The 19,134-nt window shown below is 71.1% G+C and carries 19 protein-coding genes; 15 read left to right on the forward strand and 4 right to left on the reverse strand.

Annotated elements, in window-relative coordinates; all coding sequences use genetic code 11:
• Positions 1–13: 13 nt before the first annotated feature.
• The 3 genes from ACFQ6S_RS01885 to ACFQ6S_RS01895 all read left to right on the forward strand — a co-directional run bounded on the left by ACFQ6S_RS01885 (position 14) and on the right by ACFQ6S_RS01895 (position 3,118).
• Positions 14–1,177 (forward strand): LLM class flavin-dependent oxidoreductase, encoded by a 1,164-nt coding sequence (locus tag ACFQ6S_RS01885; protein WP_383401973.1) that lies wholly within the window; start codon positions 14–16, stop codon positions 1,175–1,177.
• 148 nt (positions 1,178–1,325) lie between these two features.
• Positions 1,326–2,609, forward strand: a complete 1,284-nt coding sequence (locus ACFQ6S_RS01890; protein ID WP_383401976.1) for an acyl-CoA dehydrogenase family protein — start codon at positions 1,326–1,328, stop codon at positions 2,607–2,609.
• Positions 2,610–2,659: 50 nt separating this feature from the next.
• Complete coding sequence (locus ACFQ6S_RS01895) at positions 2,660–3,118, forward strand: RrF2 family transcriptional regulator (protein WP_383401978.1); 459 nt, start codon at positions 2,660–2,662, stop codon at positions 3,116–3,118.
• A 51-nt stretch (positions 3,119–3,169) separates the two neighbouring features.
• Here ACFQ6S_RS01895 and ACFQ6S_RS01900 read toward each other — a convergent pair whose 3' ends face one another.
• From ACFQ6S_RS01900 to ACFQ6S_RS01910, 3 genes are read right to left on the reverse strand one after another with little or no spacing between them, the layout of a single operon-like run.
• On the reverse strand, positions 3,170–3,913 hold the full coding sequence (locus ACFQ6S_RS01900) for a class I SAM-dependent DNA methyltransferase (RefSeq protein ID WP_383401981.1): 744 nt from the start codon (positions 3,911–3,913) through the stop codon (positions 3,170–3,172).
• 48 nt (positions 3,914–3,961) lie between these two features.
• A complete protein-coding gene (locus ACFQ6S_RS01905) occupies positions 3,962–5,230 on the reverse strand; it encodes a cytochrome P450 (RefSeq protein WP_383401983.1) in 1,269 nt (422 codons plus the stop codon).
• A 16-nt stretch (positions 5,231–5,246) separates the two neighbouring features.
• Positions 5,247–6,566: a glutamine synthetase family protein gene (locus ACFQ6S_RS01910; RefSeq protein ID WP_383404264.1), complete on the reverse strand. Its 1,320-nt coding sequence runs from the start codon at positions 6,564–6,566 to the stop codon at positions 5,247–5,249.
• A gap of 376 nt (positions 6,567–6,942) precedes the next feature.
• On the opposite strand from ACFQ6S_RS01910, the gene ACFQ6S_RS01915 reads away from it, so the two are divergent.
• The 10 genes from ACFQ6S_RS01915 (at position 6,943) to ACFQ6S_RS01960 (ending at position 17,274) form a co-directional block, all read left to right on the forward strand.
• Positions 6,943–7,131: a ferredoxin gene (locus ACFQ6S_RS01915; RefSeq protein ID WP_126898499.1), complete on the forward strand. Its 189-nt coding sequence runs from the start codon at positions 6,943–6,945 to the stop codon at positions 7,129–7,131.
• A gap of 4 nt (positions 7,132–7,135) precedes the next feature.
• Positions 7,136–8,344 (forward strand): NAD(P)/FAD-dependent oxidoreductase, encoded by a 1,209-nt coding sequence (locus tag ACFQ6S_RS01920; RefSeq protein ID WP_383401986.1) that lies wholly within the window; start codon positions 7,136–7,138, stop codon positions 8,342–8,344.
• 12 nt (positions 8,345–8,356) lie between these two features.
• Complete coding sequence (locus tag ACFQ6S_RS01925; RefSeq protein WP_383401988.1) at positions 8,357–9,169, forward strand: acetoacetate decarboxylase family protein; 813 nt, start codon at positions 8,357–8,359, stop codon at positions 9,167–9,169.
• Between the two features lie 124 nt (positions 9,170–9,293).
• A complete protein-coding gene (locus ACFQ6S_RS01930) occupies positions 9,294–10,757 on the forward strand; it encodes an aldehyde dehydrogenase (RefSeq protein WP_383401991.1) in 1,464 nt (487 codons plus the stop codon).
• Positions 10,750–11,694, forward strand: coding sequence for a 3,4-dihydroxyphenylacetate 2,3-dioxygenase (locus ACFQ6S_RS01935; RefSeq protein WP_383401994.1), 945 nt, complete (start codon positions 10,750–10,752; stop codon positions 11,692–11,694). Before ACFQ6S_RS01930 ends, ACFQ6S_RS01935 begins: the two co-directional genes overlap by 8 nt.
• Positions 11,695–11,712: 18 nt before the next feature.
• Positions 11,713–12,558 carry a fumarylacetoacetate hydrolase family protein gene (locus ACFQ6S_RS01940; RefSeq protein WP_383401997.1) on the forward strand — a complete coding sequence of 282 codons (846 nt, stop codon included), beginning with the start codon at positions 11,713–11,715 and terminating at the stop codon, positions 12,556–12,558.
• A 98-nt stretch (positions 12,559–12,656) separates the two neighbouring features.
• Positions 12,657–13,325, forward strand: coding sequence for a TetR/AcrR family transcriptional regulator (locus ACFQ6S_RS01945; RefSeq protein ID WP_383402000.1), 669 nt, complete (start codon positions 12,657–12,659; stop codon positions 13,323–13,325).
• Positions 13,326–13,509: 184 nt separating this feature from the next.
• A complete protein-coding gene (locus ACFQ6S_RS01950; protein ID WP_383402003.1) occupies positions 13,510–14,958 on the forward strand; it encodes an APC family permease in 1,449 nt (482 codons plus the stop codon).
• 127 nt (positions 14,959–15,085) lie between these two features.
• Positions 15,086–16,576: an aldehyde dehydrogenase gene (locus tag ACFQ6S_RS01955; RefSeq protein ID WP_383402006.1), complete on the forward strand. Its 1,491-nt coding sequence runs from the start codon at positions 15,086–15,088 to the stop codon at positions 16,574–16,576.
• Positions 16,573–17,274 carry a gamma-glutamyl-gamma-aminobutyrate hydrolase family protein gene (locus ACFQ6S_RS01960; RefSeq protein WP_383402009.1) on the forward strand — a complete coding sequence of 234 codons (702 nt, stop codon included), beginning with the start codon at positions 16,573–16,575 and terminating at the stop codon, positions 17,272–17,274. Before ACFQ6S_RS01955 ends, ACFQ6S_RS01960 begins: the two co-directional genes overlap by 4 nt.
• A gap of 15 nt (positions 17,275–17,289) precedes the next feature.
• Here the strand turns inward: ACFQ6S_RS01960 and ACFQ6S_RS01965 are convergent, their stop codons facing one another.
• A complete protein-coding gene (locus ACFQ6S_RS01965) occupies positions 17,290–17,862 on the reverse strand; it encodes a MarR family winged helix-turn-helix transcriptional regulator (protein ID WP_383402011.1) in 573 nt (190 codons plus the stop codon).
• A 173-nt stretch (positions 17,863–18,035) separates the two neighbouring features.
• On the opposite strand from ACFQ6S_RS01965, the gene ACFQ6S_RS01970 reads away from it, so the two are divergent.
• Complete coding sequence (locus ACFQ6S_RS01970) at positions 18,036–18,134, forward strand: putative leader peptide (RefSeq protein ID WP_315987497.1); 99 nt, start codon at positions 18,036–18,038, stop codon at positions 18,132–18,134.
• Between the two features lie 68 nt (positions 18,135–18,202).
• Positions 18,203–19,099 (forward strand): glutathione S-transferase C-terminal domain-containing protein, encoded by an 897-nt coding sequence (locus ACFQ6S_RS01975; protein ID WP_383402013.1) that lies wholly within the window; start codon positions 18,203–18,205, stop codon positions 19,097–19,099.
• Positions 19,100–19,134 lie beyond the last annotated feature (35 nt).

Consider the following 19,134-nt stretch of genomic DNA (forward strand, 5'->3'; position numbering starts at 1 on the left):
AACGGAGACCCCCATGTCCCTCACCTTCCACTGGTTCCTGCCCACCAACGGCGACAGCCGCCATGTCGTCGGCGGCGGCCACGGCACACCCGCCACGGTGTCGGGCCGCGACCGGCCGCCGACGGTCGCCTACCTCGGCCAGATCGCCCGTGCGGCCGAGGATCTGGGCTTCGTCGGCGCGCTCACTCCGACGGGCGCCTGGTGCGAGGACGCGTGGCTGACCACGGCGATGGTCGCCCAGCACACCGAGCGGCTGAAGTTCCTGGTCGCCTTCCGGCCCGGCTTCGTCTCGCCGACGCTCGCCGCGCAGATGGCGTCCACCTTCCAGCGGCAGACCGGCGGACGGCTGCTGCTGAACGTGGTGACGGGCGGGGAGGGGCACGAGCAGCGGGCCTACGGCGACTTCCTGGGCAAGGACGACCGCTACCGCCGTACCGGTGAATTCCTCCAGATCGTGCGGGGACTGTGGGAGGGCAGGACCGTCGACCTGGTCGGTGAGCACCTCCAGGTCGAGGACGCGAAGCTGGCCCGGGTGCCCGACCCGGTCCCCGAGGTGTACTTCGGCGGCTCCTCGCCCATCGCGGGGGAGATCGCCGCCCGCCATGTCGACGTCTACCTCACCTGGGGCGAGCCGCCGGCCGCCGTCGCCGAGAAGATCGCCTGGATCCGGGCGCTGGCCGAGAAGCAGGGCCGGAGCGTCCGCTTCGGCATCCGTCTGCACGTCATCACGCGGGACACGGCCGAGCAGGCCTGGGCGGAGGCCCGCCGGCTCCTGGCCGGCTTCGACACGGCGACCGTACGGGCCGTACAGGAAGGGCTCGCCCGCAGCGAGTCCGAGGGGCAGCAGCGCATGCTCGCGCTGCACGGCGGCAGCTCCGACGACCTGGAGATCCACCCGAACCTGTGGGCCGGCATCGGGCTGGTGCGGGGCGGCGCGGGCACGGCGCTGGTCGGCAGTCACGACGAGGTCGCCGAGCGGATCGCCGAGTACCACCGTCTGGGGATCGACGAGTTCGTGCTCTCCGGATACCCGCACCTGGAGGAGGCGTACTGGTTCGGCGAGGGCGTGCTGCCGCGGCTGGAGGCGCGCGGACTGTGGACGCATCCGTTCCGTGGGGCGGCGGGCGACCCGACCGTGGCCCAGATTCCCTTCGCGGGGGCGGGCAGCCGGAGCTGACTTCACCTGCGCCCCGGCCGTGTCCGCCCTCGTGAACCGGCCGGTCGGGAGCGGGAATCGGCCACACCGCACACGCATTCCCTAGATTTCCTATCGAATTACTAGGGAAGTGTTGACCCCCGTCGGTGGAGCGAGTGAGGATGACGCCATGACGATCGCCCCACCGGCCCCGGCCGCTCCGTTCGGTGACTCCGACCGGGGCGCACCCGTGACGTCGGCGGACGGGGCGACCGAATGGGGCACTCCACGGGAGGACTGGCCACACATCGCCCGTGAGCTCGCGGACGACCTCGCCACGGACGCGGTCGAGCGCGAGCAGGCGGGCAAGCTTCCGCTCGACGAGGTCGCGCGGCTGCGGGAATCGGGGCTGCTGACCCTGCTCGTCCCGGCCGAACGAGGCGGCGGGGGAGCCGACTGGCGTACCGCCCACACCGTCGTACGGACCGTCGCCGCGGCCGACGGAGCCGTCGGCCATCTGCTGGGCAGCCACTACTTCCTGTCCTACTGCGCCCGGTTCTTCGCCGGCCCCGACCGTGCCGCGCGCATCGAGCGCACGTTCGCGGCGGGGCACTGGTACTGGGGCGGCGGCATCGCCTCCCAGGAACCGCCGCTCCTGCTGACCCCCACGGCGAACGGCTATCTGCTGGACGGTCATCAGCGGTACGGCTCCGGAGTCGGCGTCGCCGACCGGCTGCTGGTCCGCGCCGCCGTGCCCGGCACCGGCGAACCCGTCGCCGTCCTCGTCGACACCACCGCGCCGGGCCTGGTGAGCGGCGGTGGTGGTGGCGACACCTTCGGACAGCGGCTGGCCGCCGCGGGCGGCGTGTCGTTCGACTCCGTGCCGGTCGCACGCGAAGACGTACTCGGCTCCCTCTCCTCCGACGACGGCGCCCTGTCCCCCTTCGCCGGCCTCGCCGCGCCGACCGCTCGGCTGGTCTCCGCACAGTTCTGTCTCGGCGTCGCCGAGGGGCTGCTCGGTGAAGTCCGCGAGCACGGACGGACGGCGGCATCACCCTGGCACCCCTTCTCGTCCCAGCCCTGGCAGGGCGGCGCGCCGCAGGATCCGTACGTGCTCACCGCCTACGGCGAACTCGCCGTCGCCGCCCGTGCCGCGTCCGCCCTCGCCGACCAGGCGGGGGACGCCCTCACCCGTGGTCTCGAGCGGGGAGAGGACCTCGACGACGAGGAGGGCGCGGAGATCGCCGTCCTCGCGAGCGCGGCCGAGGCCGCCGCCGCGCGGGCCGCGCAGGAGATCACCACTCGCGCCCTGGAGGCCGTCGGCGCGACCGCCGCCTTCGCCCGGCACGGCCTCGACCGCTTCTGGCGCGACACGCGCACGCACACCCTGCGGGAGCCCGTCGCCCACCGGCTGCGCGAGGTCGGGGACTACTTCCTCAACGGCGCGCACCCTCCGTTCAGCATCCCCGCCTGACCGAGGGGTCGTCCGTGAGGACCGGGACCGCCGTGAGGGATAATCTCGGCATGCGGATCTCGGCCAGAGCGGACTATGCGGTGCGGGCGGCTTTGGAGCTGGCCGTGGCAGGCGAAGACACCTCGCTGAAGGCTGAGGCCATCGCCGAGGCACAGGGCATCCCGCACAAGTTCCTGGAGGGCATCCTCGGCGATCTGCGCCGGGGCGGCCTCGTCGTCAGCCAGCGCGGCGGCAAGGGCGGCTACCGGCTCGCCCGCCCGGCGGACAGCATCGCCATCGCCGAGGTGATCCGGGTGGCGGACGGCCCCCTAGTCTCGGTGCGCGGCGTACGCCCACCCGACCTCTCCTACATCGGCCCCGCCGAGTCGCTGCTGCCGCTGTGGATCGCCGTACGCGCCAACGTCCGCAAGATCCTCGGCGAGGTCACCCTGGCCCACGTCGCCGCGGCGAAGCTGCCCGACGACGTGCTGAGCCTCGCGGACGACCCCGACGCGTGGACGAACCCCTGACGCCGTGGGCGCACGCCCGCCGATGCGGGACGCTCCGACCGCGCTGCCCCTCTATCGGCCGGCCGGCTTCTCCCACACCGACACATGCTTGCCGCTCTCGCTCGTGAACGGCTCGCGCGTCCAGCTCTCCCACCGCTCGCGCAGCCGCAGACCGGCGAGCCGGGCCATCAGATCCAGCTCGGCCGGCCAGACGTACCGGAACGGGATGGACCAGTGCTCGGCGCGGCCGTCGACGATGGTGACGTAGTTCGAGCTCATGGCCTGGGTGGCGACGTCATAGGTGTCGAACGCCCACTGGGTGTCGCTGATACGGAACGGTACGGCGCTCTGCCCGGGAGGCAGCCGGCGCAGATCGGGCACGCCCACCTCGACCACGAAGCAGCCACCGGGCCGCAGATGGGCGGCGGCGTTGCGGAAGCAGTCGACCTGGGCGTCCTGGGCTGTGAGATTGCCGATCGTGTTGAACACGAGGTAGGCGAGCGAGAATTCGCCCGCCACCCGCGTGGTCGCGAAGTCTCCGATCGTCACCTCCACGGCGTCACCGCCGGGCTTCGCGCGCAGCCGGTCCACCATGGCGCGGGACATGTCGATGCCGTGCACCGGGACCCCGCGGCCGGACAGCGGCAGCGCGATCCGGCCGGTGCCGATGCCGAGTTCGAGCGCCGCGCCGTCGCCGGCGAGTTCGGCCAGCAGGCCGACCGCCGGGTCCACCACGTCAGGGCTGAACATGTCCGCGGCCGAATCGTCGTAGCCGGCAGCGATCTTCTCTCCGAAATAGCCGTCGTCATCGATCACGCCGGGACCGTACTGCGGCCGCCGCGCCGAGGCACGTGAATTTCGAGATCAGGCGAGCTTGACCTCGACCGGCAGCTTCTTGATGCCGTTGACGAAGTTGGAGCGCACGCGCGGCACGTCGCCGGCCAGCCCGATGTCGGCGATACGCGGGATGAGCTCCTCGAACATGATGCGGATCTCGGTACGGGCCAGCAGATTGCCCAGGCACAGATGCGGGCTGCCCTTGCCGAAGGTGACGTGGTCGTTGTCGGCGCGGGCGACGTCGAAGTCGTACGGATTGCCGAAGACCTCCTCGTCACGGTTGCCGGAGGCGAACCACATGACGACCTTGTCGCCCTCCTTGACCCGCTTGCCGCCGAGTTCGACGTCATGCGTCGCGGTACGGCGGAAGTGGTAGACGGGGGAGGCCCAGCGCAGGAACTCCTCGACCGCCGTGGGGATCAGGGACGGGTCCTCCTGGAGGCGGGCGAGCTGCTCGGGGTGCTGGAGCAGGGCCAGCATGGAGTGGGAGATGGTGTGCCGGGTGGTCTCGTTGCCGGCCACCACCAGGAGCAGGAAGTAGTTGTCGAAGTCCTGCGCGGAGAGCGGGACTCCGTCGCGCGGGGTCGTGTTGACCAGCCGTGAGACCAGGTCCGTGCCGTCGCCGCCGCGCCGCTGCCGGGCCAGTTCCCGGCCGTACTCGAAGACCTCGACGGACGCGGGGGAGCGGAACGGCAGATCGCGGTACTTCTCGCTCTCCGCGCTGTGCAGCAGCACGTCCGCGTAGTCGGGGTCGGTGTTGCCGATGATGCGGTTGCCCCAGTCGATGAGCTGCTGGTTGTCCTCCGGCGGCACGTCGAGCAGCCGGGCCAGCACATTGATCGGGAAGTCCGCGGAGACATCGGCGACGAAGTCGAACGTGCCCTTGGCGAGGGCCGCGTCCAGGGTCGTCGCGGTCAGACCGCGCAGGAAGTCGGCGTAGCTGTTGATCACGCTCGCGCCGAACTGCCGCTGGATCACGCTGCGCAGCGCGCGGTGGCGTACGCCGTCCATCTCCAGGATCGAGGCGCGCTTCTTGATCTGGTCGTCGTCGACCTCCTCCAGGTTGACGAACCTCGTCGAGGTGAAGGTCTCCGGGTCGCGGTCGACGCGGGCGATGTCCGCGTGCCGGGTCACCGCCCAGAAACCGGAGTTGGGCGCCTCCTCCGGCTGCCAGTGCACCGGGTCCTCGTGGCGCAGGGTGTGGAACATGCGCCAGGGCGTCACACCGTCCGTGAAGTTGTCGAGGTCGGCGAGGTTCACGTCGGCGAGCGGCATCGGCTCGGATGCGGAAGTCATCAAGGGCTCCTGGGGATCACAGGTGGTAGGCGTACTCGGTGAACTCCCAGTCGGTGACATGCCGTTGGAAGCGTTCGACCTCGTTGCGCTTGTAGGAGAGGTAGGAATCGGTGAAGTCCTTGCCGAGCAGTTCGGCGAGGTCGGTGTCCGCCTCCAGCGCGTTCAGCGCGGCGGACAGATCGGTGGGCAGCAGCGCGGCCCGGGAGGTGTCGTAGCCGTAGCCCTCCAGCGGGGGCGGGGGCTCCTCGCCGGCCCGGATGCCGAGAAGTGCGGCGGCCAGCGTCGCGGCGACGGCCAGATACGGGTTGGCGCTCGCGTCACCGAGGCGCAGCTCCAGACGGGCGCCCGCACCGCGCTCGGGCGGGACGCGGACCATGGCGCTGCGGTTGTCCAGACCCCAGTCGATCAGCCAGGGCGCGAGGGTGTCCGGGCCGAAGCGCTTGTACGAGTTGATCGTCGGGTTGAGCAGCGCGGCCAGGGCGGGTGCGTGGGCGATCACGCCGGCGATGGCGTGCCGGGCCACAGCTGCGAGACCGTGGGCGCCCGCGGGATCGTCGAAGGCGTTGCGGCCCTCGGCGTCGTCGCAGGACAGGTGCAGATGGAAGCCCGAACCGCCCGCGTCGGCGAACGGCTTGGCCATGAACGTGGCGAGCCGGCCCTCCTTGCGGGCCAGTTCCTTCACGGCGGCCTTGAAGCGGAAGGAGCGGTCGGCCGCGTCCAGCGCCTCGGAGTGGGTGAGGTTGATCTCGTACTGGCCGCCGTCGAACTCGTGGTTGCCGGTGATGACGCCGATGCCCAGGTCGCGCAGGTGCCGCAGGGTGCGCAGCAGATGGTTGTCGGGATCGGCGCGCAGGCCGGCCGTGTAGACGGCGCCGGTCGCCTCCGGGGAGCGGCGCCAGCCGGTCGGGGTGCCGGAGGCGGGCTCCAGCAGGAAGTACTCCAGCTCCGGGCCCACGATCGGGCGCAGGCCCTGCTCGGCACAGCTGGCGAGCACCCTGCGCAGCAGATCGCGCGGCGACTCAGGGGCGGGCGCCCCGGTCGCGGGGTCGGTGACCTCGCCGAGACAGGCGGCGACGCCGGGCTCCCAGGGCAGCACGGCCAGCGTGGACAGGTCGGGCCGCACGGTCACGTCGGGCAGCCCGGCGTCCAGGCCGCCCGCGACCGGGACCACGTCACCCTGCGGGCTGGTGTGGTAGACGGCCCGGCAGAAGGCCAGACCGTGCGCGCAGGCCGACGGCAGATGGTCCACCAGGACGTCCCGGGCGCGGTCGGTGCCGATGAGGTCGGGATAGACCACCCGGACCACGTCCACGCCCTCGGCGGTGAGCCGCTCCATGTGCCGGCGGATATCTGGAATGTCGTGATCTGGGATGCCGTGATCGCTCACCGAAGTCTCCTCGGGCGGATCGGGAAGGGTGGCGTGCGGACGACCTGAGTGGCGGGTGGCGGGTGGGGTGAGGGCGACCCGGAGTCGTCGTTTGAACCCGAACGGTATGGAGAGGTTCGCCGCCCCGCAAGGGGGTGGTCGCAAAAATTTATCCACATGGACAGGTATTGACCAGGGTCGAGCCGCTTCCTATGTTGTTTGAAGCCAAACGAGTCAGGGGTTCGGCTCTCGCACCCCTTTGGCAACGGGCCCGGCCGCACAGCCGGCCGGGCCCTCCATCCCCTTCGCCACCGCACCGACGCCCTCACTCCCAGGAGGACCGGCCATGAAGGTCGTAGTCGACATGAACAAGTGCCAGGACCACGGCCAGTGCGTCTTCGCGGCCCCCGACGTCTTCTCGATGGACGACGACGGGCACCTGGTCCACGTCTCCGACCCCGACGACGCTCTGCGCGACGAGGTCGAGGAGGCCGCCGACGTCTGCCCGCTCCAGGCCATCCGGATCGAGGGCTGAGCCCATGACCGGACGCGTAGTCGTCGCCGGCGCCTCCATGGGCGGCCTGCGTGCGGCCGAGCAGCTGCGCGCGGCCGGCTGGACCGGCGCGATCACGGTGGTGGGCGAAGAGCCCCACATGCCCTACAACCGTCCACCGCTGTCCAAGGAGGTCCTCGCGGGCAAGGCGCCCTTCGAGTCGCTGGCCTTCACGCCGAAGGCGGCCGCCGCCGATGTCCAGTGGCGACTGGGTACGAGGGCCGTCGCGGCCCGGCTGGCCGAGCGGACCGTCGCCCTCGACGACGGAACGGAGATCCCGTACGACGGACTGGTCGTCGCCACCGGCATGCGACCCCGCCGCCTGAGCTGCCCCGGCCCCCTCACCGGCCGCCACACGGTCCGTACGCTCGCCGACGCCCAGGGCCTCCGGGACGAACTGCTCCGTCCCGGTGCCCGCGTGGTCGTGGTCGGCGCCGGGTTCATCGGCTGCGAGGTCGCAGCGACCGCCATCGCACTCGGCGTCCGCGAGGTGACCGTCGTCGATCCGCTGCCCCTGCCCATGGTCGGACCGCTCGGCGAACTGCTCGCCCGCGCGCTGCTGACCCGGCACCAGGAGCGCGGTGTGCGCTTCACGCTCGGCACGGGGGTCGCCGCCTTCGAGGGCGAGGACCGTGTCACGGGTGTCGTCCTGGACGACGGAACAGTCCTGCCCGCCGACGTGGTCGTGGAGTCGGTCGGCTCGGTCGCCAACGTCGAGTGGCTCCAGGGCAACGACCTCGACCTCTCCGACGGCGTCCTCACCTGCGAGCGACTGCGGGTCGGCGGCCGGCCGAACGTCGTCGCCGTCGGTGATGTCGCCCGCTTCCCCAACGCCCGCTACGACGGCGTGCCCCGGCGCGTCGAGCACTGGTCGATCCCGACCGACACGGCCAAGCATGCCGCGAAGGCGCTCGTCGCTCATCTCACCGGTGCAGAGGGGGAGTTGGCTCCCTTCGCGCCCCTGCCCACCTTCTGGAGCGATCAGCACGACTTCCGGCTCCAGTCGTTCGGCGCGCCCGTCCTCGGCCTCGACGACGTACGTGTCCTGGACGGCGACCCCGACGGCGACGTCCTGGTGGGCTACCACGCCGGCGACCGGTTGGTCGGCGTCGTGGCGCTCGGTGGCCACAGCGCCGCCATGGGTGCCGCCCGCTATCGCGCCCAGCTGCTGAAGCAGCCCGCCCTCACCGCGTAAGGAACCCGTCTCATGTCCTCAGTTCGTGGTTACTTCCATCCCAAGACGGCGACCGGTGCGTCGTCGCTGATTCCGTCACCGCCGTGGCGCTACTCCGGTGATCTGCTGACCGTCGAGTACCGGACGGACCCGGCGCGGGTGCGGGAACTGCTGCCCGAGCCGCTGGAGTTGGCCGACGAGGATCCCGGTGCGGTCGCCTTGATCTGGGCCGACTGGCAGTCGTGCTCGGCGTCGGGGGCGGAGCTGCTCGATCCGGTGCTGGCCCAGTACAAGGAGGCCTTCGCGGTCGTCCGGTGCAAGTACCGCGGGCAGACGTATTCGCGGTGCGTCTACATCTGGGTGGACAAGGACTTCGCCATCGCGCGCGGCTTGCATCAGGGGTATCCGAAGAAGCTCGGGTCCATTCATCAGACGCGGCCGCATCCGTACGGGCCCGCTCCGCGGATCGAGGCGGGGGCGCGGTTCGGGGCGACGCTCGCTGCGGCGGACCGGCGGTTGGCCCAGGCCGTGGTGACCTTGCGGGAGCCGTCGGAGACGAACGGGTTCGTGAACGCTCATCCCATGGCTCACCACCGATGGCTGCCCTCGATCGAGAAGGGCAAGGGGTTGGCTCTCGATGAGCTGATCGAGTCGGGGGCCGCTTCGTTCGAAGGGGGGCAACCGTGGCTCGGAGACGCCGAGTTGGAGCTCTTCGAGGCGCCGACGGAGGAGCTTGCTCGGCTGGAGATTCGTGAGCCGATCGCCGCGTACTACCGGCAGGTCGGGGTGGTCTGGGACGGGGGGCGGCTGTTGGAGGTCGGTACGTCGGAAGCGTCTGCCATGTGATGCCCGTGGTCGGGTGCGGGTTGCGAGGTGGCTGGTCGCGCCCGCGCGGCGGTAGCCGCACATCCAACACAGCCCCGCGCCCCAGGGTTGGTCAGATTCCCTTCGTTTGAATGGAGCCCTTCCCATGTCTGAGAAAATCACGGTCGCCGGTGTCTCCGTCGATACCCGGCACTGGATCGGCGGCAAGCGTGTCGCCTCCGGCGACACGTTCACCGACACCTCTCCCATCGACGGCGGCGCCCTCGGCGAGATCGCCCGCGGCGGCCCCGCCGAAGCCGAAGCCGCCATCGCCGCCGCCCGTGAGGCCTTCCCCGCCTGGGCCGCCACCCCCCACGCCGAACGCGCCCGCATCCTGCACGCCATCGCCGACGGCGTCGAGAAGCGGATCGAAGAGCTCGCCATCGTCGAGACCACCGACAACGGGGCTCTTCTGCGCTCGCACCGTCGCGGTGTCATGCCTCGCGTCGCGCACAACTTCCGGTTCTTCGCGGACTGGTTGCTCACGCTCGACCACGAGGACTTCGAGACGCGCGGGCACACCAACCACGTCTCATGGGACCCCGCCGGCCCCTGCGTCCTCATCACCCCGTGGAACGCCCCGCTGATGCTGGCCACCTGGAAGGTCGCCCCGGCGCTCGCGGCCGGTGACACCGTCGTCCTCAAGCCCGCCGAGTGGTCCCCGCTCACCGCCTCCCTCCTCGCCGACATCGCGGCCGAGGCCGGGCTGCCCGCCGGGGTCCTCAACGTCGTCCAGGGGTACGGCTCCGAGATCGGGGACGCCCTCACCTCGCATCCGGACGTGCGCCGGATCAGCTTCACGGGTTCCGTGCCGACGGCCCGGCGGATCGCCGCGGCCGCCGCCGCGAACCTGACCCCGCTCAGCCTCGAACTCGGCGGCAAGTCACCGCTGTTGGTGTTCGCCGACGCCGATCTCGATCTCGCCGTCGACCTCGCCGTGGAGCAGTACGACAACGCCGGGCAGGTGTGTCTCGCCGGGACGCGTCTGCTCGTCGAGGAGACGGTCGTCGAGGAGTTCACGCGCCGGTTCGTGGAGAAGGTCACGGCGCTCAAGCAGGGCGATCCGCGGGACGAGGCCACCGACATCGGGCCGAACATCCACCCCCGCCAGCTGGAGAAGATCGACGGCTTCGTGCAGCGGGCGGTCGCGGCCGGCGCCCGTGCGGTCATCGGCGGGCAGCGCAAGGACGGGCAGTACTACGCACCGACCCTGCTCACCGACGTCGCCCAGGACTCGGAGATCGTGCAGGAGGAGGTCTTCGGGCCCGTCCTGACCCTCCAGACCTTCGCCGACGAGGACGAGGCCGTACGCCTCGCCAACGACACCAGTTTCGGACTGGCCGCCACCGTCGCCACGGGCGACCCGGAGTGCGCCGAACGCGTCACCGCACGACTGGTGGCGGGCACCGTCTGGGTCAACTGCTTCTTCGTCCGCGACCTCCAGGCCCCCTTCGGCGGCTCCCGCCTCTCCGGCGTCGGGCGCGAGGGCGGCACCTGGAGCTTCGACTTCTACTGCGACCTGAAGAACACCGTGACCGCCCCGAAGGGATGGAACCAGAACCATGGGTGAGATCGTCGGGGCCGGGCTGCTCGCCCATGTCCCCACCATCGTGCTGCCGGAGGAGGACCGGCTGGAGCTGAACGAGGGCAGGGAGATCACCCTTGTCACCGGGCTCCAGCAGCTCCGCAAGGAGGTCTTCGAGCGGGACGACTACGACACGGTCGTCGTCCTCGACTCCCACTGGGCCACCACCGTCGAGTTCGTCGTCACCGCCCAGCAGCGCCGCGCCGGCCTGTTCACCTCCGAGGAGCTGCCGCGCGGGATGTGCCGGATGCCGTACGACTTCCCGGGCGATCCCGAACTCGCCCGCAACGTCGAGAAGTTCGCGGACAAGCACGGCACCTGGATCACCGCGATCGAGGACGAGTACCTGCCGATCTACTACGCCACCATCAACCTCTGGAAGTTCCTGGGGGAGGGGCTGCCGGACAAGCGGTGGGTGACCATCGGGGTCTGTCAGACCGGTGACATGGAGGACCATCTGCGGCTCGGGCGGGCGCTGGCCGACGGTATCGCCGCCACACCGGGGCGACGCGTCCTGCTCATCGCCTCCGGGGCGCTCTCCCACACCTTCTGGCCGCTGCGCGAACTGCGCGACCACGAGTCCAGCGACCCGGTGCACATCTTCACGCCCGAGGCCCGCGAGGCCGACCAGGAGCGCATCGGCTGGTTCAAGGACGGCCGTCACGACAAGGTCCTCGACACCATGGACGAGTTCTGGAAGTACAAGCCCGAGGCGAAGTTCTTCCACTACCTGATGATGGCCGGCGCCCTCGGCGAGCAGGCCTGCGTCGCCGAGGCCCGTCAGTACGGCGAGTACGAGAACTCCATCGGCACCGGGCAGGTGCATCTGTGGTTCGACCGGCCCACCGACGGCTGGACCGGCACCGGCCTGCCCACCACTCCCTCCCCGCGCACCCCACGCACCCCGCACAGCCGTACCTAGTCGTTTCCAGGAGCCCTCATGCCCGAATACCGCCGCATCCTCCTCGACGGCGCCACCATCCAGGTCACCGTCGACGGGGACGAACTCGTCGCCGGGGACGGCCGCCGCGTCAAGATCGAGGACGCCCAGCATCTGCCCCCGGTCGTCCCCTCCAAGGTGATCGCCGTCCACCTCAACCACCGCAGCCGGGTCGACGAGTTCCGGATCGACCTGCCGGACACGCCCACCTACTTCCACAAGCCGACCTCCTCCCTCAACTCCCACAAGGGCGCCATCGTCCGCCCCGAGGGCTGCAAGTGGCTCAACTACGAGGGCGAGGTCGCCATCGTCATCGGGCGGACCGCGCGGAACATCTCCCAGGCCGAGGCGGGGGAGTACATCGCCGGCTACACCATCGCCAATGACTACGGGCTGCACGACTTCCGCGACACCGACGCCGGTTCCATGCTGCGGGTGAAGGGGTCGGACACCCTGTGCCCCCTCGGCCCGGGCCTGGTCACCGACTGGGACTTCCACGGCAAGCGGCTGCGGACGTACGTCAACGGGGAGGTGGTGCAGGACGGTTCGACCGACGAGATGAAGTGGGACATGCACTATCTCGTCGCCGACATCGCCCGCACGATCACCCTCCACCCGGGCGATGTGCTCCTGTCCGGCACCCCGGCCAACTCCCGCCCCGTCCAGCCGGGCGACGTCGTCGAGGTCGAGGTCGAGGGACTCGGGCGGCTCACCAACCACATCGTGACCGGCCCGACCCCCGTCCGTGCGGACGTGGGCGCCCAGCCGACCGAGTCCGAGGAGGTGCTGTCCACCGCGCTCGGCGGTGACTGGGAGTTCCGCGGCATCCGGCCGCCGCGGCGGTGACGAGGCGCACAGCGGTGACCAGGGGTACGGCGGTGTCCAGTCGCACCGCGGTGACCAGGCATACGGCGGTGTCCGAGGCGGCGGGTAAGGTCGCGAACATGACCGCATCCGCCGAAGGGCCCGAGGAAGGCAAGGGCCCCGAGGTCCGCAAGCCGCGCCGGCGCATGAACTACGGCGAGGGCCGTGAGGCCCTGCTCAATGCCGCCGTGCGGGTCGTGGCGCGAGGCGGCCTGCGCAAGCTCACCTACCGGGCGGTCGCGCAGGAGGCGGGCACCACGCACGGACTGGTCGTCCACCACTTCGGCTCGCGCGACGCACTGATCGAGGAGGCCCTCGCCCACGCGATCCGCACCTCGCTCAGCACCAGCGCGCTCGAACCGGGCACCGGCAAGGTCGACGACTTCTCGGTCGGCGTCTCCGACATGGTCACGGCCGATCCGGACATCCAGGCCTTCCAGTACGAGCTGCTGCTGGAGGCCCGGCGCCGCCCCGAGCTGCTCCCGCAGATCCGCGCCCTGTACGACGACTACTTCGACGCCACCGAGCGCGAGCTGTCCCGCATGCTGCCCGGGGGCTCCGGTCGCCCGCTGACCCGGCTGATCTTCGCCGCTCTGGACGGGCTCGTGCTGCACCAGCTCGTCTTCGGCGAGCCCGAGACCACCGACGCCGCGATCGAGGAGCTGCGAGGCCTGCTCCGGCTGCTGGCGGCCGACGGGGACGACGCCCCGGTGACCGACGTCGAGGACACCCCGGAGAACAAGGGCTGACCAGCTCTTTTCGGTACCCCGGGCACCTGTGGCCCGGGGGCGTTGTACGTTGCCCCACCAAGTCCCGGTTCATTGCCGCACACATTCCTGCCGTCGCCCCTTGCCAAACGGATAGTTCCAGCCCACCATGAGGCAACTCGTTTGGCCTGAAATGAAATCCTCCTCTCCCTGGCAGGTGATCCGAGTGGACAGTCAGACGGCGGTCCTGAACGAGAACGCGCCCGACGCCTCCACCGCAGGCAAGCTCAAGCCCAACTCCCTGGGCGTACTGGGCATCCTCTTCTTCGTCCTCTCCGCCCAGGCGCCGCTCACCGGCATCGCGGGCGCCGTCCCCATCGCCGTGGCCATCGGCAACGGTGCCGGGGCCCCCGCCGCCTATCTCGCGGCCGGCCTGATCGTCCTGCTGTTCTCGGTCGGCTTCGTCGCCATGGGCCGGCACGTGGTGGACGCCGGAGCCTTCTACCGCTACATCGGCAAAGGGCTCGGCCGGAACCTCGGCAACGGCAGCGCGGGCATCGCCCTCTTCGCGTACTGCGCGATCCAGGCCGCCATGTACGGCCTGTACGGCGCCACCGTCAACGGCCTGCTCGCGCACTACGCCGGCGTGGACGTGCCCTGGTGGGCGTGTGCCCTGATCACCATGGCGATCGTGCAGATCCTCGGCGCCCTGGGCATCGAGATGGGCGCGAAGGTGCTGGCCGTGTTCGTGCTGGCAGAGTTCAGCATCCTGTGCGTCTTCGCGGTCGTCACCTTCGCCAAGGGCGGCGGGCCTGAGGGGCTCGGCTTCGCGGACACCTTCTCGCCGGGTGCGGCCCTGGACGGGGCGCCGGGTGTGGCGCTGATGTTCGCCGTGGCGTCGATGATCGGCTTCGAGGCCACGGCGATCTACGGCGAGGAAGCGCGCGAACCGAGAAGGACCGTCCCCCGGGCCACCTACCTGGCCGTCGCCCTCGTCACCGGCTTCTTCGCCTTCGCCTCCTGGATGCTGATCTCCTCCTACGGCGCCTCGAAGGCGGCCGCGGCCGCGGGGCAGGCGCTGGAGGGCGGCGACTCGACGGCGTTCGTCTTCGCGCCGATCGCCGCCGAGTTCGGCACCTGGGTCAACGACGTACTGCCCATCCTGCTGGCCACCTCGCTCTTCGCCGGCATCCTCGCCTTCCACAACTCGGCCAACCGCTACCTGTTCTCGCTCAGCCGCGAAGGCCTCCTGCCGCGCGGACTGTCGTCGGTCAACCGCCGGCACTCACCCGGTGTCGCGGGCTTCGTGCAGACCTTGATCGCCGTCCTGCTGGTGATCCCGTTCGCGCTCGCCGGCAAGGACCCGGTGCTCACCCTGTTCTCGTGGGGGAGCGGCATCGCCGTACTGGCGATCATGCTCCTGTACTTCCTGACCTCGGTCTCGGTCGTTGCCTTCTTCCGGCGTGAGCGCCTCGACACGCGGCCGTGGAACACGCTGATCGCCCCCGTGCTGGGAGCCGTCGGCATCGCGGGCGCCATCTGGCTGATCGTGGAGAACTTCACGACCCTCATCGGCGGCGACCGGACCACCGCCCTGTGGCTTCAGCTGACGGTCCCGGCCGTACTGGTGCTGGGCATCGTCGTCGGCCGGCTGACGCGCTCGGCACGTCGGTAGCGCCTGCCCGCCATCCGGTCCGAGCTGTCATTCGGGCGGGATGGCGGGTGGCTGCCTCTTCCCGGCCTCTTCCCGACACCCTTCCGACCTTATTGTTTGAGACCAAACGTTACCTGGAGGTCCCCGCATGCTGGACGCCCCCCACGAGGAGTGGCTGCGTCGCGCCAAGTCCCTGGAGCCGTCCGGCGCCCATCACATCGACGGCGCCGACGAGCCGGGCGGGGGAGGAGCCTTCGCGGCCGTCTCGCCCCGGGACGGCCAGACCCTGACGCAGGTCGCCGACGCGGGCGCCGCCGAGGTGGACGCGGCCGTCGCCGCCGCCCGCCGCGCCTTCGACGCCGGGCCGTGGCCCCGCCTTGCACCCGCGGAACGCGGCCGCGCGCTGCTGCGGATCGCCGACCTGCTGGAGGAACGGCGCGCGGAACTGGCGCTGACCGTCAGCCTGGAGATGGGCAAGCCGATCACGGACGCGTACGACATCGAACTGCGCGCCGCCATCACCACCTTCCGCTGGTACGGCCAACTCGCCGACAAGCTCACCGACGAGTCCCCGCACACCGCCCCCGACGCGCTCGCCCTGGTCACCCGCGAACCGGCCGGTGTCGTAGGCGCGGTCGTCCCCTGGAACTTCCCCCTGACGCTGGCGAGTTGGAAGGTCGCCCCGGCGCTCGCGGCCGGCTGCACGGTCGTACTGAAGCCGTCCGAGAACTCCCCGCTGTCCGCCCTGCTCCTCGGCCGCCTGGCCACCGAGGCCGGTCTGCCGCCCGGTGTGCTCAACGTGGTGAACGGCTACGGGCCGGTCGCCGGACGCGCCCTCGGGCTCCACCCCGACGTCGACGTCCTGGCCTTCACGGGCTCGACCGCCGTCGGCCGGCACTTCCTGCACTATGCGGCCGACTCCAACCTCAAGCGCGTCTGGCTCGAACTCGGCGGCAAGTCACCGAACATCGTCCTCCCCGACGCCCCCGACCTGGAGCAGGCCGCCGCCACCGCGGCCTGGGGGATCTTCTTCAACCAGGGCGAGATGTGCACGGCCCCGTCCCGGCTTCTCGTGCACTCCTCAGTCGCCGAACAGGTCACCGAGGCCGTCGTCCGCCGGGCCCGCGAACTGCGCGTCGGTGACCCCCTCGACCCGGCCACCGAGATGGGCGCCCTGGTCGGCGAGGCCCACCTCGGCCGCGTCCTCGACCACATAGGCACCGGGCGCGACGAGGGCGCCCGGCTGCGTACCGGCGGCGAGCGCGTGAACGCCGAGTCGGGCGGCACGTACCTGGCGCCGACCGTCTTCGACCGGGTCGACCCGGGCGCGCGGCTGGCCCGCGAGGAGATCTTCGGCCCCGTCCTGTCCGTCCTGGCCTTCGACGACCTGGACGAGGCGGTACGGCTGGCCAACGCGACCGAGTACGGCCTCGCCGCCGGCCTGTGGACCTCCGACCTCTCCACGGCCCACCGCGTCTCCCGCGCGCTCAAGGCCGGCACCGTCTGGGTCAACTGCTACGAGGAGGGCGACCTGACCGTCCCCTTCGGCGGCATGAAGCAGTCCGGGAACGGCCGCGACAAGTCGGCGCACGCCCTGGAGAAGTACACCGAACTCAAGACCACCTGGATCCAGCTGTGACCCGCCCTCTCATCGCCGTACCCGCCCGCTTCTCCGCCACCACCTCGGCACTGCGCTACGCCGCCGAGGTGAGCGCGCGTGCCCTGATCGAGGCGGTGTGGCGAGCGGGCGGTGAACCGGCGGGCATCCACCCCGCCTCCGGGGAGGTCGCCGGACGCCTCGCCCGATTCGACGGCGTCCTGCTCCCCGGCGGCGGTGACCTCGCCCCGCACCGCTACGGCGCCGACGGTGTCCACGACAGCGTCTACGACGTCGACGACCTCCAGGACACCTTCGACCTCGAAGTCGCGTGGTGTGCACTGGACTTGGGCATGCCCTTGCTGGCCATCTGCCGGGGCATGCAGGTCGTGAACGTCGCGCTCGGCGGCACACTGGAGCAGGACATGGGCGGCCCCGAACGCGAACACCGGCACCTCGTGCACCCGGTGCCGATCCGGCCCGGCACGCTGCTGGAACAGGCCACCGGAGCCGAGAAGGCCGAGGCCTCCTGCTTCCACCACCAACGGGTGGACCGCCTCGGCGAAGGACTCACGGTCACCGCGCGCGCCGCCGACGGGACCGTGGAAGGGCTCGAACTCCCGGGCGCGAAGGGATGGTTCACGGCCGTGCAGTGGCACCCCGAGGACACCGCGCACCGGGATCCGGCACAGCAGGGCCTCTTCGACGCCCTGGTACGGGCCGCCCGCGAACGCCGCTGACCGGACGGGCGCGGCTCACGCCTTCGGCCGACGCCCGCTGCGCCGAGGCGCCGGCTCTGCCCCGTCGAGGAGGGCGAGCCGGCGCTCCTCACCCTGCTCCTCGACCTGGAGCACCACCCGGCGCAGCCCGTCCGCGACGCTCCGGCACTCCTCCTCGCTCAGCTGCCCGGCGACGAAGGCCTCCTCGTCGTTGAACGCCGGGAACAGCCGCCGCATCAACTCCTCGCCCTCCTCGGTCAGACTGAGCAGCACCAGCCTGCCGTCGCTGGGGTGCCCGGTCCGCTTCAGCAGCCCCCGCCCCTCCAGCGTCCGTGACACGCCGGTGAGTGTCCCCTTGGAGATGCCGGCCTCCTCCGCGACATGCCGGGTCTCCGACTCGCCCCACACCCAGACGACCCAGAGCACCACGAAGGCCGTCCAGGTCAGGTCGGCCCCGCGCAGCACGGAGTTCTCCAGGTGCTGCCGGACCGTCGAGGCCGCGCGGTAGATGTTGGCGACCACGGCCATCTGCTCCCGGTGCAGCGGGATACCGCCGAGCTTGGCCTCGGCCAGCTTCTCGGCCGCGGTGATCGATCGTTGCCCGGGCATGGGCTCACTCCTTCTCGCCGGAGTTCGTCCCCGGAGCTCGGCCCCGGAGGGTTTCGTTCGGGATCAAATTGTACGAAGGGCCGGACGCCGCTCAATCCGCGGACGCCGTCTTGACGTGGGCCGCGTACGGACCGACACTCTCATCAAGTTTCCTAGTGAATTGGTAGGGAAGCATGGGGCGTCTTGAGTCGGTCACCGGTCGAGTGAGCCGTACGCCCCTTCTCACGTCCCGCCGTCACATCGATCTGCTCCGCGTCTGCAGCGCGATCTGACCCCCTGAGCCGAGCCCCCCACGTCGCTTCCGTACGCGTACGTCCACACGCCTGCCCCGGGGAGAGTCATGTCCGTCACACCGCTGGCCGCCCACCCGTCCGCACCGACCGCTCCGGCGTTCCGGGGCCGGATCGGCCGGGACGCCCGCAGCGGCCACTACGCCGTGCCGCGCCGCTACCGCCTCCACCTGACGACCGCCTGTCCGGACGGCCTGCGCATCGCCGTCGCCCACAGCCTGCTGGGCCTCGACGACATCTGCCCGACGACGTTCCTGCCCGCGATCCCCGACTGCCCCGACGGCGGCCACGCCGTGCTGCGTCCGCTGTACGACGCCAGCGCCCACCGGTACGCCGGACCGGCCCTCGCGCCGGTCCTCAGCGACGACTGGTCCGGACGCATCGTGAGCACGCACACCCCCGACATCACCCGCGACCTCGCCCGGCGGTTCGGCGGCTGTCGCTTGGAGCTGTACCCGTGCGGCGCGGAGTCCGAGATCGAGGCCGTCGAGCGGATGTGCGCGCAGGACATCGAGGACGCCGCGCAGGGCGCGGGAGCGGCCGGCGCCGAGCGGGCGGAGCGGGACGAGGCGCTCGGGACACTGCTGCGGGCGCTGGGCGCGCTGGACCGGTGGCTGGACGGGCGTGAGTTTCTGATCCGCGATGAAATCACCGCCGCAGACGTGGAGTTGTGGGTCACCCTCGTCCAACTCGACACCGTGCACCGACACCACCTGGACGCCGCCGCGGTGCAGCGCGTCGCCGCGCACGCCACTGTGTGGGCCTACGCCCGCCGGCTCACCGCGCACCCGGCCTTCGGCGCGCATCTCGACCTGGACGCCATCTCCCGCCGCCACCACGCCCGTTGCCAGGGCCTGGAGGACGCCGGCGCGGCCGTCCAGATCCTGGACTGGGCGGCCCACGCGGCGGCCGGGGCCGGGGCTCGAGTGCAGGTCGAGCGGCCATGAGCCCGTCCGCACCGTGGACCGGCGTTGACATCCGT

The sequence above is a fragment of the Streptomyces sp. NPDC056479 genome, assembly GCF_042795335.1.
Classification (GTDB): domain Bacteria; phylum Actinomycetota; class Actinomycetes; order Streptomycetales; family Streptomycetaceae; genus Streptomyces.

Bases quoted from the DNA above. Each gene is read 5' to 3' on its own strand.
- ACFQ6S_RS01885 (WP_383401973.1), top strand. From the start codon at position 14: ATGTCCCTCACCTTCCACTGGTTCCTGCCCACCAACGGCGACAGCCGC.
- ACFQ6S_RS01890 (WP_383401976.1), top strand. From the start codon at position 1,326: ATGACGATCGCCCCACCGGCCCCGGCCGCTCCGTTCGGTGACTCCGAC.
- ACFQ6S_RS01895 (WP_383401978.1), top strand. From the start codon at position 2,660: ATGCGGATCTCGGCCAGAGCGGACTATGCGGTGCGGGCGGCTTTGGAG.
- ACFQ6S_RS01905 (WP_383401983.1), bottom strand. From the start codon at position 5,230: ATGACTTCCGCATCCGAGCCGATGCCGCTCGCCGACGTGAACCTCGCC.
- ACFQ6S_RS01910 (WP_383404264.1), bottom strand. From the start codon at position 6,566: ATGGAGCGGCTCACCGCCGAGGGCGTGGACGTGGTCCGGGTGGTCTAT.
- ACFQ6S_RS01915 (WP_126898499.1), top strand. From the start codon at position 6,943: ATGAAGGTCGTAGTCGACATGAACAAGTGCCAGGACCACGGCCAGTGC.
- ACFQ6S_RS01920 (WP_383401986.1), top strand. From the start codon at position 7,136: ATGACCGGACGCGTAGTCGTCGCCGGCGCCTCCATGGGCGGCCTGCGT.
- ACFQ6S_RS01925 (WP_383401988.1), top strand. From the start codon at position 8,357: ATGTCCTCAGTTCGTGGTTACTTCCATCCCAAGACGGCGACCGGTGCG.
- ACFQ6S_RS01930 (WP_383401991.1), top strand. From the start codon at position 9,294: ATGTCTGAGAAAATCACGGTCGCCGGTGTCTCCGTCGATACCCGGCAC.
- ACFQ6S_RS01935 (WP_383401994.1), top strand. From the start codon at position 10,750: ATGGGTGAGATCGTCGGGGCCGGGCTGCTCGCCCATGTCCCCACCATC.
- ACFQ6S_RS01940 (WP_383401997.1), top strand. From the start codon at position 11,713: ATGCCCGAATACCGCCGCATCCTCCTCGACGGCGCCACCATCCAGGTC.
- ACFQ6S_RS01945 (WP_383402000.1), top strand. From the start codon at position 12,657: ATGACCGCATCCGCCGAAGGGCCCGAGGAAGGCAAGGGCCCCGAGGTC.
- ACFQ6S_RS01955 (WP_383402006.1), top strand. From the start codon at position 15,086: ATGCTGGACGCCCCCCACGAGGAGTGGCTGCGTCGCGCCAAGTCCCTG.
- ACFQ6S_RS01965 (WP_383402011.1), bottom strand. From the start codon at position 17,862: ATGCCCGGGCAACGATCGATCACCGCGGCCGAGAAGCTGGCCGAGGCC.
- ACFQ6S_RS01970 (WP_315987497.1), top strand. From the start codon at position 18,036: ATGGGGCGTCTTGAGTCGGTCACCGGTCGAGTGAGCCGTACGCCCCTT.
- ACFQ6S_RS01975 (WP_383402013.1), top strand. From the start codon at position 18,203: ATGTCCGTCACACCGCTGGCCGCCCACCCGTCCGCACCGACCGCTCCG.